The sequence below is a fragment of the Vogesella sp. EB genome (assembly GCF_001037925.1).
Taxonomy (GTDB): domain Bacteria; phylum Pseudomonadota; class Gammaproteobacteria; order Burkholderiales; family Chromobacteriaceae; genus Vogesella; species Vogesella indigofera.
Map to the genome: position 1 here is coordinate 80777 of NZ_LFDT01000004.1, position 12800 is coordinate 93576.

The 12800-nt window shown below is 63.4% G+C and carries 11 protein-coding genes; 6 read left to right on the top strand and 5 right to left on the bottom strand.

What is annotated here, in order from left to right; translation table 11 throughout:
* Nucleotides 1-61 precede the first annotated feature (61 nt).
* From ACG97_RS03960 to ACG97_RS16845, 3 genes are all read left to right on the top strand, one after another.
* Complete coding sequence (locus ACG97_RS03960; protein ID WP_047966034.1) at nt 62-1264, top strand: acetyl-CoA C-acyltransferase; 1203 nt, start codon at nt 62-64, stop codon at nt 1262-1264.
* A 263-nt stretch (nt 1265-1527) separates the two neighbouring features.
* A complete protein-coding gene (locus tag ACG97_RS03965; RefSeq protein ID WP_047966035.1) occupies nt 1528-4350 on the top strand; it encodes a valine--tRNA ligase in 2823 nt (940 codons plus the stop codon).
* A gap of 139 nt (nt 4351-4489) precedes the next feature.
* On the top strand, nt 4490-5113 hold the full coding sequence (locus tag ACG97_RS16845) for an outer membrane beta-barrel protein (protein WP_053068051.1): 624 nt from the start codon (nt 4490-4492) through the stop codon (nt 5111-5113).
* A 1098-nt stretch (nt 5114-6211) separates the two neighbouring features.
* Here the strand turns inward: ACG97_RS16845 and ACG97_RS03975 are convergent.
* Nucleotides 6212-6439, bottom strand: coding sequence for a hypothetical protein (locus ACG97_RS03975; protein ID WP_047966036.1), 228 nt, complete (start codon nt 6437-6439; stop codon nt 6212-6214).
* A 194-nt stretch (nt 6440-6633) separates the two neighbouring features.
* Here ACG97_RS03975 and ACG97_RS03980 point away from each other — a divergent pair, with 194 nt between their 5' ends.
* Nucleotides 6634-7695 (top strand): nuclease-related domain-containing protein, encoded by a 1062-nt coding sequence (locus tag ACG97_RS03980; RefSeq protein WP_047966037.1) that lies wholly within the window; start codon nt 6634-6636, stop codon nt 7693-7695.
* Nucleotides 7696-7847: 152 nt separating this feature from the next.
* On the opposite strand, the gene ACG97_RS03985 is transcribed toward ACG97_RS03980, so the two are convergent.
* The 4 genes from ACG97_RS03985 to ACG97_RS03995 all read right to left on the bottom strand — a co-directional run bounded on the left by ACG97_RS03985 (nt 7848) and on the right by ACG97_RS03995 (nt 10915).
* A complete protein-coding gene (locus ACG97_RS03985) occupies nt 7848-8612 on the bottom strand; it encodes a slipin family protein (protein WP_082133635.1) in 765 nt (254 codons plus the stop codon).
* Nucleotides 8609-9967 (bottom strand): nodulation protein NfeD, encoded by a 1359-nt coding sequence (locus ACG97_RS03990; protein ID WP_047966039.1) that lies wholly within the window; start codon nt 9965-9967, stop codon nt 8609-8611. Before ACG97_RS03990 ends, ACG97_RS03985 begins: the two co-directional genes overlap by 4 nt.
* Nucleotides 9968-10285: 318 nt before the next feature.
* The gene (locus tag ACG97_RS18115) at nt 10286-10414 is read right to left on the bottom strand and encodes a hypothetical protein (RefSeq protein WP_255348020.1); all 129 of its coding nucleotides are present in this window, start codon (nt 10412-10414) and stop codon (nt 10286-10288) included.
* 291 nt (nt 10415-10705) lie between these two features.
* Nucleotides 10706-10915, bottom strand: a complete 210-nt coding sequence (locus tag ACG97_RS03995) for a glycine zipper 2TM domain-containing protein (protein ID WP_047966040.1) — start codon at nt 10913-10915, stop codon at nt 10706-10708.
* Nucleotides 10916-11139: 224 nt separating this feature from the next.
* Here ACG97_RS03995 and ACG97_RS04000 point away from each other — a divergent pair, with 224 nt between their 5' ends.
* On the top strand, nt 11140-12168 hold the full coding sequence (locus ACG97_RS04000; RefSeq protein ID WP_156167928.1) for an META domain-containing protein: 1029 nt from the start codon (nt 11140-11142) through the stop codon (nt 12166-12168).
* A gap of 113 nt (nt 12169-12281) precedes the next feature.
* Nucleotides 12282-12776, top strand: coding sequence for a hypothetical protein (locus ACG97_RS04005; protein ID WP_047966042.1), 495 nt, complete (start codon nt 12282-12284; stop codon nt 12774-12776).
* The last annotated feature ends 24 nt before the right edge of the window (nt 12777-12800 follow it).

Genomic DNA, 12800 nt, shown 5'->3' on the forward strand with positions numbered 1-12800 from the left:
CGAACAGCGGCCGGAGGGTAGCGTGCGCGCTGCCACTCCGGCCTGAAGGAGATTGCAAAAAATGGTTAAACAAGTACAGGAAGCTTACATCGTTGCCGTGACCCGCACGCCGGTGGGCAAGGCGCCGCGCGGCATGATGCGCAACGTGCGTCCGGACGACATGCTGGCGCACGTGATCAGCGGCGCGCTGGCACAGGTGCCGACGCTGGACCCGAAACTGATTTCCGACTGCGTGGTCGGCTGCGCCTTCCCCGAGGCGGAACAGGGCCTGAACATGGCGCGTATCGGCGTGCTGCTGGCCGGGCTGCCGAACACCGTCAGCGGCATCACCATCAACCGCTACTGCTCCTCCGGCATCAACGCGGTGCAGATGGCCGCCGACCGCATCCGTCTGGGTGAGGCCGACGTGGTGATCGCCGCCGGTTCCGAATCGATGTCCATGGTGCCGATGATGGGCAACAAGGTGTCGCTGAACCCGGCGATCTTCGCCAAGGACGAGAACTACGCCATTGCCTACGGCATGGGCCTGACCGCAGAGAAGGTCGCGCAGCAGTGGGGCGTGTCGCGTGAAGACCAGGATGCGTTCGCGGTCGAGTCGCACCGTCGCGCCATCGCTGCCATCGACGGCGGCAAGTTCAAGAGCGAGATCACGCCGCTGGAAGTGACCTACCGCACGCCGAACCTGGAAACAGGCGAAGTGATCAGCACCACCCGCGTGCTGGACACCGACGAAGGCCCGCGCCGCGAGACCACGCTGGAAGGCCTGGCCAAGCTGAAGACGGTGTTCGATGCCAAGGGCAGCGTCACCGCCGGCAACTCGTCGCAGATGTCCGACGGCGCCGGTGCCGTGATCCTGGTGTCTGAGAAGATCCTGAAGCAGTTCAACCTGACGCCGCTGGCGCGCTACGTGACCTTCGCGGTGAAGGGTGTGCCGCCGGAAATCATGGGTATCGGCCCGAAGGAAGCGATTCCGGAAGCCTGCCGCAACGCCGGCATCACCCAGGATCAGCTGAAGTGGATCGAGCTGAACGAAGCCTTCGCCGCGCAGGGTCTGGCGGTGGCGCGTGACCTGGAGCTGGACATGGGCCTGGTCAACCCGCACGGCGGCGCCATCGCGCTGGGTCACCCGCTGGGTGCCACCGGTGCCATCCGTACCGCCACGCTGGTGCACGGCATGCGCAATGCCGGCATGCAGGGCTACGGCATGGTGACGATGTGCATCGGTACCGGCATGGGTGCCGCCGGCATCATCGAAGTGCTGTAAGCGTAGCGTTGCGGCCAACGTTGGCCGCAGAGCGCCGCGAATGCCCCGCCCCTGGCGGGGCATTTTTCATGGCTGCGCGGGTGACGGCGGTTGCCTGCGCCTTGTCGCACCCATATGTCCGACGCGCTGCGTGGCCGGCTGGCGCCAGTCGTTGGCTCTGCCGCTTGCCGCCCGGCCGGCATAACGGATGCTGACGACGCTGTAGCCGATTCGGTTTATAATCGACGACATTTTTCTGCATCGATAAAGACCGAATTCACACCATGACCACTGAACTTGCCAAAAGCTACGAGCCGGGCGACATCGAACGTCGCTGGTACGATCAATGGGAACAGTCCGGCTACTTCAAGCCGCACATGGACACCAGCAAACCCGCCTTCTGCATCCAGCTGCCGCCGCCCAACGTGACCGGCACCCTGCACATGGGCCACGCCTTCAACCAGACCATCATGGATGGCCTGACCCGCTACTACCGCATGAAGGGCGACAACACGGTGTGGATTCCGGGCACCGACCACGCCGGTATCGCCACCCAGATCGTGGTCGAGCGCCAGCTGGCCGAGCAGGGCATCAACCGCCACGACCTCGGCCGCGACGCGTTCACCAGCAAGGTGTGGGAGTGGAAAGAACAGTCCGGCGGCACCATCACCAGCCAGATGCGCCGCGTCGGCTGCTCGGTGGACTGGGACCGTGAATACTTCACCATGGACGACGTGCGCGCCGATACCGTCACAGAAGTATTCGTGCGCCTGTTCGAACAGGGCCTGATCTACCGCGGCAAGCGCCTGTCCAACTGGGACCCGAAACTGGGTACCGCCATCTCCGACCTCGAAGTGGTCTCCGAGGAAGAAGACGGCTTCATGTGGCACATCAAGTACCCGGTAGTCGGTAGCGATGAGTTCGTGACCGTCGCCACCACCCGTCCGGAAACCCTGCTCGGCGACGTGGCGGTGGCCATCAACCCGACGGACGAGCGCTACCAGCACCTGCTGGGCAAGATGCTGGCGCTGCCGCTGACCGGCCGCCAGATCCCGGTGATTGCCGACGACTACGTGGATGCCGCCTTCGGCACCGGCTTCGTCAAGATCACCCCGGCGCACGATTTCAACGACTATCAGGTCGGCAAGCGCCACGACACTCAGCTGATCAACGTGATGAGCCTGCAGGCGACCATCCTCGCCAAGGCGCAGCTGTTCGGCTTCGACGGCACCGCGCAGGGCACCATCGACCTGCCGGCCGCCTACGCCGGCCTGTCCACCGCCGACGCCCGCAAGGCGATGCTGGCCGACCTCACCGCGCAGGGCCTGCTGCTGGAAGCCAAGCCGCACAAGCTGATGGTGCCGCGCGGCGACCGTACCGGCTCGGTGATCGAGCCACTGCTAACCGACCAGTGGTTTGTGGCGATGAGCAAGGTTGGCGACGACGACGCCACCGGCAAATCCATCGCCCAGAAAGCCATCGACGCCGTCGAATCCGGCGAAGTGCGCTTCATCCCGGAAAACTGGGTCAACACCTACAACCAGTGGATGAACAACATCCAGGACTGGTGCATCAGCCGCCAGCTGTGGTGGGGCCACCAGATCCCGGCCTGGTACGACGAAGACGGCAACATCTACGTTGGCCGCAACGAAGCCGAGGCGCAAGCCAAGGCACCGGGCAAGACCCTGCGCCGCGAACAGGACGTGCTCGACACCTGGTTCAGCTCCGCACTCGTGCCGTTCTCCACCATGGGCTGGCCGGAAGACACCCCGGAACTGCGTGCCTTCGTACCGTCGCAGGTACTGGTCACCGGTTACGAGATCATCTTCTTCTGGGTTGCCCGGATGATCATGATGACCACCCACTTCACCGGCAAGGTGCCGTTCAAGGACGTGTACATCCACGGCATGGTGCGCGACCACGAAGGCAAGAAGATGTCGAAGTCGGAAGGCAACGTCATCGACCCGGTGGACCTGATCGACGGCATCGCGCTGGCGCCGCTGGTCGACAAGCGCACCACCGGCCTGCGCCGCCCGGAAAAGGCACCGCAGATCGCCAAGGCCACCGAAAAGCTGTTCCCGGACGGCATCCCGGCCTACGGTACTGATGCACTGCGCTTCACCATGGCCAGCTACGCGACGCTGGGCCGCTCGGTCAACTTCGACTTCAAGCGCGCCGAAGGCTACCGCAACTTCTGCAACAAGCTGTGGAACGCCACCCGCTTCGTGATGATGAACGTGGAAGGCAAGGACTGCGGCCAGGACGAGAGCCTGCCGCTGGAATTCTCTTTCGTCGACAAGTGGATCATCGGCCGCCTGCAACAGGCCGAGCTGGACGTGACCGAAGCGCTGGAAACCTACCGTTTCGACCTCGCCGCGCAGACCGTGTACGAGTTCATCTGGAACGAGTACTGCGACTGGTACGTCGAGCTGGCCAAGGTACAGCTGCAGACCGGCAACGAGGCGCAGCAACGTGCCACCCGCCGCACCATCGTGCGCGTGCTGGAAGTGGCGCTGCGCCTGACCCACCCGCTGATGCCGTTCATCACCGAAGAGTTGTGGCAGACCGTGGCCCCGCTGGCCAACGCCAAGAAGACAGATTCCATCATGGTCGCCGCCTGGCCGGTTGCCGTGCCTGAGAAGATCGACGCCGCCGCCAACGCGCGCATGGACGCGTTCAAGGACCTGGTCAACGCGGTGCGCAACCTGCGCGGTGAAATGGGCATCGGCCCGGCCGTGAAGGCGCCGCTGTTCATCGAAACGGCCGACGCTTCCATCGCCGAGTTCATCCCGTACCTGAAGCTGCTGGCCCGCCTGACCGAAGGCAGCATCGTTACCAAGCTGCCGGAAGACGATTCCCCGGTCGCCATCAGCGGCGATGCCCGCCTGATGCTGAAGGTGGAAGTGGACAAGGCCGCCGAAACCGCGCGCCTGACCAAGGAAATCGGCAAGGTGAGTGCCGAGCTGGAGAAGCTGACGGCAAAGCTGGAAAAACCGGGCTACGTCGACAAGGCGCCGGCGCATCTGGTGGAGCGCGACAAGGCGCAGCTGGCTGAGCTGAATGACAAGCTGGAGAAGGTGAAGGGGCAGCTGGCGAAGCTGGCCTGATCACGGTCCACCATAAGACTGCCAGCGATGGCAGTCTTATTTTTTATGTGTTGCGTGGTTGCGCCGACCAGACCCGGCTTGCCCGTTAGTGGGCAACCGGCACGGCGTAAATGTGCACAACACAAAAGTGAGACGAGCGATGAATTACAAGAAAATGGCGGCAGTACTCTGCTGTGTGGCCGGTCCGGTGATGGCTGCCGAGCCGGGCTGGTATGTCGGTATCGCCGCCGGACAGGCGGAATCGCAGTTTGGCGCGCAGGACAAAGCCACGCTGAGCTACCAGCCGGACGCGCGGATCGATAACACCGATACCGCGGGCAAGCTGTTTGCCGGCTATGTGCTGGCGCCGAACCTTGCTGTCGAGGCCGCCTATGTGAACCTCGGCAAAACCACGTTCTCCGGCCCGGCCGCTGGCGGAGTGGCACGCGACAAGTTTGCCGCCGAGGGCATTGCGCTGTCGCTGCTGAGCAAGGCGCCACTGAATAGCCAGCTGGCCGTCTTTGGCAAGTTGGGGGTGCTGGCGGCGAGAACCCGTTACACCTGTATCGAGAACTGTGCCAGCCTGCTGGATACCGATCGGGACGAGCTGTATGCGACTTACGGCGTCGGCGTGGAATATGCGCTGAGCAAGAACCTGACGCTGCGTACCGAGTACGAGTGGTTCGATGGACTGAAATACGATGTGCGTTATACGGGTGGTGGTGGCCAGCAATTCGAGTCGGATACTGGTCTGTTCTCGCTGGGGATGCAGTACCAGTTCTGATTGCTCCGCCAGGTGTTGTCGGGTGGAGTTACAAGCTGCAATTTTCCCGGCGTATGAACTGGATGTTTGAAAGGTTGGCCGCAAGCCGTTATGGCTTGCGGCCAACTTTGTTTTGGGTCAGGGGCTGTATCCGCTGCGCGGATGTTTTTTATTTGCCGCTTTCCGCGCGGCGGCGGCTTACTTTCTTTTGTTTCGCCAAAAATAAAGTAAGCAAAGAAAAGGCGATCCGAAGGTGCAAGAATTCCCGTGCAAACTGCCGCCGGTCCGGAAACAAGCCACCCTCTTTTGAGCGCAGCGTATGGGCGGCGCCGGGATGGCGGCAGTTTGCACGGCTTGTCCCAACGGGATGGGCGCGGCGGTTCGGTTTTGGTTGCTGTTTGCTGGTGCTCGGTGTTAACGCGGCAAGTGGATGATGTAGGTTGGTGCTGAGCTTGCGAAGCCCAACGGTTACCGCGCACCTCAACGTTGGCTGTGTGCCGTGCTTAATGATAGCAGGCAGCTATTTCATTTTTTCCAAAATAGATTGGGTTTTTTAGCTTTACCTTAACGCTATCTTGTGTCTTTTTGTCTAGCATATTCATGGCTCGTTTGAGACAAACAGGTTTCTTTATGCATAAGGTTTCGATGCTTTCAGATATATATTCTTCCAGATCTGCGCCCACGCCATGTAGTTTTGTAATATGTAAAAAATCTGCCGTCGCTTTGACTGATTTGCAGCTGTATGCAGTATATTGTGCATGATTTATAACCTTCCAAAAATAAATAGGATCTTTATGGTATATATCTGAGTGATATCTGAAAATGCATTGCAATTCAGATAAATTCGAACACTCATATTCATATGATCCTACATTTGTCGGAAAGCCATAAACGAGAAATATAAATATTAACCGTGGTAGCGTCACTTAATTCTCCTCCACGATTGGTTGTAATGCGGCCTGTATTATCGGGTTGCAAAATATGCCGTCACGTATCTCAGATAAGCCGCAGGCAAATCCGGGGTTGAAACGTGTCTGATCAAGGTTTTCAACGTTGGCCGCAAACCATCACCGGTTTGCGGCCAACGTTGTTTTGCGCTTGGTTACGCCGCAGCAATGGTCAGGCCAGTAGGCGGCAATGCCATTGCTTCAGATCGGCGGGGATGCCGAGGTCGCGCGGGTTGCCGAAGGGTGGCCACGGGCTGTGGCCTTCGGCCAGCGCCTTGGCGGCTTCTTCCGGGGTCGGGTAGGCGGCCAGTGCCTCGCCCTCGTGCATGATGTGGTAGCTGCCATCGAGCGGCACGATCTCGAAGGGGCCGTAGCGGGTGTCGTAGGTCCAGCATTTCATGATGATGCCTCCTTACTTTTAATGGTAGTCGACATGGCGCGACGCGGCAGATTGAGCTGCATAAAATGCGGTTCGATACTTATTGGCCCCGAAGGTTGGCCGCAAGATGGCTTGTGGTGCTTGCCGACACGGCAACGATGACTGCATGACGAGGTTATAATGCGACTTCCTGTCCAAAAAACTGCACCTCATCCATGATCCTGAAAGAAAAGACTTTTACCGAAGCCCGCGACTGGAAGCAGGCGGCGGGTGATGCGGCTGAAAAAGAGATGGCGTTTTATCTGCGCCGCTATTTCGGTGACGACAGCGAGGTGTATGTGCTGAACGATATCCGGCTGGAGATGGATGGCGATGCAGCGCAGATGGACCATGTGCTGATTCATCCCGCCGGGTTGACCATCATCGAGAGCAAGAGCGTGGCCGGCAAGCTGCAGATGAAGGCCGATGGCGAGTGGCTGCGCTGGTATGACGACCGCTCGTCCGGCATGGCGTCGCCGATTGTGCAGGCCAAGCTGCAGGCGGAGTTCTTGCGCAAGTTTTTGCGCCGCATGGCCAAGCAGCCGCAGGTCATTGATGCGCTGGCTATCGACTTCATGATCGCCATTTCCAGCAAGGGTCAGTTCATCGCCCCCAAGGGCGAGACGGTGGCCGAGGTATGCAAGGCCGACTTGGTGGGGGAGCGTATTCGCGCCAAGGTGGCCGGGCCGGTGGCGTTTCCGGCGCCGTACCGCAAGATTCTGGGCGAGTACATGAGCCGGATGCATACGCCTAGGGCACAGCCGGCGCCAGTTGCGCCAGCACCGGTAGCGGAAGCACCCGTGGCGCGGGAACCGGCTCGCGAGTACGCGGCGACGCTGGTCGAGGTGGTGATGGCCGCGCCGGCCAGTCCGCTAAAGCCGACCGCAACGCCGCCGGTCGCGGCGCCGGTGTATCGTCATCTGGATTACATTGGCGACAAACTGCGCCAGGCCGGCTTCTGGGAACGGCTGCTGCGTGACGAGGGGCCGCAGAAGGAATATGTGACGTATTGCAAGGCGTGTGCCTCGCAGCAGCTGGAATTCCGCTATGGCAAATATGGCTACTACCTGAAGTGCCTGGCGTGTGGCGAGAATACCGGCATCAAACCGGACTGCCGGCTGTGCGGTCGTCAGGCCCGGCTGCGCAAGGAGAGCGAGTTGCTGTATGTCGAGTGCGAGGCCTGCAAGCTGAGCGAGGTGCTGCACCGCAATGATCGGCCGCTGCCGAATCTGCCCTGAAGTAGCCCGTGTGCCGCCAGTCGCGGCAATGGTCTGTACCTGAAGGTTGGCCGCAAGCGAAAAACGCTTGCGGCCAACCTTTTTGCGTCTGGGCGGTCGTTGCGCGCTGTCGCGGCGTGATGGGGCCGCGCTTGCAGCCGCCGCGCCTCACCTCACTCCGGCGGTGTCTTGCCGCGCAGCGCCTGCAGGATGTCCATCGGGAACACGATGGTGGAGCTCTTGTCGCCGGCGATCTGCGTCAGCGTCTGCATGTAGCGCAGCTGCATCGCTTCCGGTTGCTGCGCCAGCATGCGCGCCGCGCCCAGTAGCTTTTCCGATGCCTGCAGCTCGCCCTCGGCGTGGATGATCTTGGCGCGCCGTTCGCGTTCGGCCTCAGCCTGGCGGGCGATGGCGCGGATCATCGATTCGTTGAGGTCGACGTGCTTGATCTCGACATTGGACACCTTGATGCCCCAGCCGTCGGTCTGCACGTCGAGCGCCTTCTGGATGTCCAGATTCAGCCGTTCGCGCTCGGCCAGCATCTCGTCCAGTTCGTGCTTGCCCAGCACCGAGCGCAGCGTGGTCTGCGCCAGCTGGCTGGTGGCTTCGAGGAAGTTGGCGACCTGGATGATGGCGCGTTCCGGATCGACCACGCGGAAGTAGAGCACGGCGTTGACCTTCACCGACACGTTGTCGTGCGAGATCACGTCCTGCGACGGCACGTCCATCACCACCGTGCGCAGGTCGACGCGCACCATCTGCTGCACGCCGGGGATCAGCAGGACCAGCCCCGGCCCCTTCACCCGCCAGAAGCGACCGAGCATGAACACCACGCCGCGCTGGTATTCGCGCAGGATGCGGAACGACGACGCGATCAGCAGCAGTACCAGCAGCGCCAGGATCAGCATTAACAAGCCACCGCCCATTTCGTAACTCATGGTGATTCTCCTTTGTCGGTGTCGCTGCTTGGCGTCACCTCCAGCAGCAGCCCTTGCCGTGCGGTCACCCGCACCGGCTGACCGCGTTTCAGTGGCGTCGCGCTGTGCACGCGCCAGCATTCGCCGCGGATGCTGGCCCAGCCTTCGCCGTCCAGATCGTCGAGCATTTCGCCGTGGCTGCCTATCAGTGCCACTTCACCGCCGACCTGTGGCTGGCGGCGGGCCTTGAGCGCCATGCCGCTGACCAGAAACACGAACAGGCCGGAGATGGCCGCCAGCGCCACGATCAGCCCCAGTGGCACGCCGAGGCCGGGCTGTTCGGTATCGACCAGCATCACCCCGCCGATGACGAAGGCGACGATGCCGCCCAGCCCCAGCGTGCCGAAGCTTGGCAGGAAGGCCTCGGCGATCATGCAGCCCAGCCCCAGCAGCACCAGCGCCAGCCCGGCGTAGTTGACCGGCAGCATTTGCAGCGCGTACAGCCCCAGCAGCAGGCAGGTGGCACCGACCACGCCGGGCAGCACGAAGCCGGGATTGGAAAATTCGAACAGCAGGCCGTAGATGCCCAGCAGCATCAGGATCATCGCCACGCTGGGGTCGGTGACCACGCCCAGGAAGCGGCTGCGCCAGTCCGGCGGCAGGGTGATGACCGCGGCACCGGCGGTGTGCAGCACTCGTGTGCCGCTGGCCATCGGCACGCTGCGGCCGTCCAGCCGCTGCAGCAGGTCGGGGATGTCGCGCGCGGTGAGATCCACCACCCGCAGCGCCAGTGCGTCGCCGGCCGACAGGCTGACGGCCTCGCGCACCGCGCGCTCGCCCCATTCCACGTTGCGGCCGCGCAGTTGCGCCAGGCCGCGGATGTAGGCGGCGGCGTCGTTCACCTGTTTGCGGCTCAGCGCATCCTGGTTGCTGCTGGCCGGGGCGCTGCTGTCGGGCTTGCCGGCCTTGTCCGGCGGGCCGGTCATGCCGATCTGCACCGGGGTGGCGGCGCCGAGGTTGGTGCCGGGTGCCATCGCGGCGATGTGGCTGGCGTACAGGATGTAGGTGCCGGCGCTGGCGGCGCGGGCGCCGCTGGGGGCGACGAAGCTGGCCACCGGCACCGGCGAGGCGAGGATGGCCTTGATGATCTGTCGCATCGAGGTGTCCAGCCCGCCGGGGGTGTCCATCTGCAGCACCGCCAACTGCGCGCCTTCGCGCTGCGCACGCGCCAGGCTGCGGCCAACGTGGTCGGCGCTGGCCGGGCCGATGGCACCGCTGAGCGGGATGACGACGACCGGTGCCGGCGTGGCCGCCGCCGTCAGGCCAGGCAGCAGGGCCAGCCAGACCACGGCGATGAACTGCCACAGCTTGCTCATTGCAGGACTCCGCGCCATGGGGCGCTGCTTTCAGTCTAGACCATGGCGCCGCTCGCCATGCGCGGGCGCGCGCGGTCTGCCGTGTGGCCCTGCGGCCGGGGCAGTGTCAGTTTGCGAGGCTGGATTGCGGTTTGCGCGATGCGTTCGCGCTTGCAGGCTGGCGTGCAGGTGTTCAGCGCCCGTTCGCTGTTGGCGTCGGGGTGATCTTCATGACGTGGTGAGGGGCGAGTGGCTCGCCTGTTGCTGCCTGGCGCGGGAGTCGTGACCAGGCAGCGTAAGGGGCTCGTTACTGGTGGACGGGGTAAAAGCGGGCGGGGTTCAGTGCGGGGGTAGCAGAGGAGGGGTGTCGCCAGCGTGTTTCTTCAGCTGTTTGGCGGCGCGTTTCTCCTTCGGCGTGTGCTGTGCCTGCTTTTTCGCTTCCTTGGTACTGTGTCGGATTTTGCCCATGATGCTGCTCCTTGGCGAAGTCGCGGCGGGAGGTCGCGGCTCATACCGCAGTATAGCCGCTGATCGCCGGCTGACCATGTGCCGATGCGGCGGTCTGGCGTGCCGGTGCTGTCGTTAATGGTCTGTTCTGTAACGGTTTTCCGGTGTGGTGCCTGTGTGCTGCTTGTTGCTTGCCGCGCCGTCTGCGGCCAACGTTGGCCGCCACAAACAAAACCGCCGTCACGGCAGCGTGACGGCGGTGGTGTGGCTGGGCACGCAGTGCGCGCCCGGTGCTTGTAACGGCGTGGCGGCTTACTTGATGCCACCGTTGCCGATGACGCCGCCGACGGCCGCGCCACCAAGGGTGCCGAGGGTGTCGCCACCGGTCAGGACCGAGCCGGCCACGCCGCCGATGGCAGCGCCGATGGCGGCGTTACGCTGGTTCTGGGTCATGCCGGCGCAGCCGGTCAGTGCCGCGATGGCGGCCAGCAGGATCAGCGAACGGGTCAGGGTTTGTTGCATGGTGTACTCCTTGGATGGGGCTGGTGGGGAATGGGCCAGCTGATGCTGTTCACCGCACTTAGAAGGCATACTGGTGGCCAAGTTCCGTACCGCTGGCGAATAGCGGCGCATTTCGCCGCTACCAGCCGCCGCCGGCCGTTTGCGCGTGGCCGGCCAGCGCTGCGGAACGCTCCGGCACCGGGCCGGTCCCAGCCTGTCCCTTACTGTCCACCAAGGAGTCTGCGTTGCTGAAATCCTCACTCATGCGCGGCCTGCTGCTGTTGCTACCGCTCACGCCGCTGCCGGCGCCTGCGCAGTCGCTGCCCGACTATCCGGCCACCTATCGCGGCGAGCTGCCGTGTGCCGATTGCGCCGGCGTCAGCTGGCAGCTGGATCTGTGGGACGAGCGCTACTACACCCTGCGCCAGGTTTATCGCGGCAAGCCGCAGCCGCTGCAGCACGACCAGATGGGCGTCTGGCGCATGGAGGATGGCCGGCTGCATCTCAGCGCTGCCAACGAGGCGCCGCTGCTGTTTGCGGTGCGCAACAAGCGGCTGACCAAGCTCGACAGCGACGGCCGCCTGATCGTGTCGCGCCTCAACTATTCGCTGCGCCGCGCGCGCCAGTTTGCGCCGATCGAACCGCGGTTGCAGCTGAGCGGCCTGTACCAGTACATGGCCGATGCCGGCACCATCGAGCTGTGCGAGCTGGGCATGCGCCTGCCGGTGGTGGCGGAGGGCGACAACGTCGCGCTGGAGCGTGCCTATCTGGCCACGCGGCAGCGGCCGGGCGAACGCTTGCTGGTGCGGATGGAGGCGACACTGGCGCCACGCCACGACGAGGCCGGCTACCGGCTGAGCGTGATTCCGCAGCGTTTTGGCAGCATCAGCCAGCGCCAGCGCTGCGATGGCGCCGTGCCGGACACCACCCTGCAACGGCTGCAGCAGGAGCGCTGGCACTTGCGCACGCTGGCGGGCAAGCCGATCGCCGCCAATGTGGCACGGCCGTATTTCGAGCTGGATGCCGCCACGCAGCGGGTGAGCGGCGTGGCCGGTTGCAACCGCTTCGGCGGCAGCTACCGTCTGTCGCCGGCCAAGCTGCGCTTCCGCCAGCTGGCTAGCACGCGGCAGGCCTGCCCGCAGCCGCAGGAGATCGAGCCGGCCTTCCTTGCCGCACTGAAATCGGTACGGCGCTGGCAATGGCAGGGCGGCGACTTGCTGTTGCTGGACGAGCACGGCCAGCAGCTGGCGAGCCTGATGCCGCTGCTGCGCTAGGGTCGGCTGCGGCGGCTGACGCAGGTCATTTCAGCGGCATGGCGCTGATGGTATGTTGAGTGGCCACGCGCTGCGACCGAGCGGCGCGTGTTTTGCACAAGGGGAGAGAAAAGATGAGATACCGCTCAACGTTGCTGCTGGCCTTGCTGGCGCCGCTACTGGCACAGGCCGGCGAGCCCAGCCCGGTGGAGAATGCCGTAGATGCCAAGATCAAGACCTGCATGGCACCGCTGAAGAAGGTGGCCAGTTTTATCGTCAAGGACAGCGGCCATGCCTCGCACGATATCTGGAATGACAAAGACGCTGACCGCCGGCCGTTTTCCAGCCTGATCGCAAAGAAATATTCGGATGGCGACAGCCACGTGTCGATGAGCGTCGGCCCGGACAAGTCGGGCCGGTGTTCGGCGGAATACAACGAAACGGCGTACTGGCCGAAGGCCTGCACCGTGCTGCGCGAGGAAATCTACGGCGAGTTCAAGTATCACGCGTCGCTGAACGAGAGCACCACCATCCTGCGCAACGACGACAAGTCAGTGTACGTGTACCTGACGCCGCAGATGCAGGGCAACGGTTGCCTCAGCACCCGCCGCGAGGTGATTTACTACTGAGCGGCCGTTGCCAGGGTTGGCCGC

What these genes read in the sequence shown, in the direction of transcription:
- ACG97_RS03990 (WP_047966039.1), bottom strand. Translation starts at nt 9,967, where the DNA reads ATGAGCAAGCTGTGGCAGTTCATCGCCGTGGTCTGGCTGGCCCTGCTG.
- ACG97_RS04005 (WP_047966042.1), top strand. Translation starts at nt 12,282, where the DNA reads ATGAGATACCGCTCAACGTTGCTGCTGGCCTTGCTGGCGCCGCTACTG.
- ACG97_RS03985 (WP_082133635.1), bottom strand. Translation starts at nt 8,612, where the DNA reads ATGAGTTACGAAATGGGCGGTGGCTTGTTAATGCTGATCCTGGCGCTG.
- ACG97_RS18115 (WP_255348020.1), bottom strand. Translation starts at nt 10,414, where the DNA reads ATGGGCAAAATCCGACACAGTACCAAGGAAGCGAAAAAGCAGGCACAG.
- ACG97_RS16845 (WP_053068051.1), top strand. Translation starts at nt 4,490, where the DNA reads ATGAATTACAAGAAAATGGCGGCAGTACTCTGCTGTGTGGCCGGTCCG.
- ACG97_RS03980 (WP_047966037.1), top strand. Translation starts at nt 6,634, where the DNA reads ATGATCCTGAAAGAAAAGACTTTTACCGAAGCCCGCGACTGGAAGCAG.
- ACG97_RS03975 (WP_047966036.1), bottom strand. Translation starts at nt 6,439, where the DNA reads ATGAAATGCTGGACCTACGACACCCGCTACGGCCCCTTCGAGATCGTG.
- ACG97_RS03995 (WP_047966040.1), bottom strand. Translation starts at nt 10,915, where the DNA reads ATGCAACAAACCCTGACCCGTTCGCTGATCCTGCTGGCCGCCATCGCG.
- ACG97_RS03960 (WP_047966034.1), top strand. Translation starts at nt 62, where the DNA reads ATGGTTAAACAAGTACAGGAAGCTTACATCGTTGCCGTGACCCGCACG.
- ACG97_RS03965 (WP_047966035.1), top strand. Translation starts at nt 1,528, where the DNA reads ATGACCACTGAACTTGCCAAAAGCTACGAGCCGGGCGACATCGAACGT.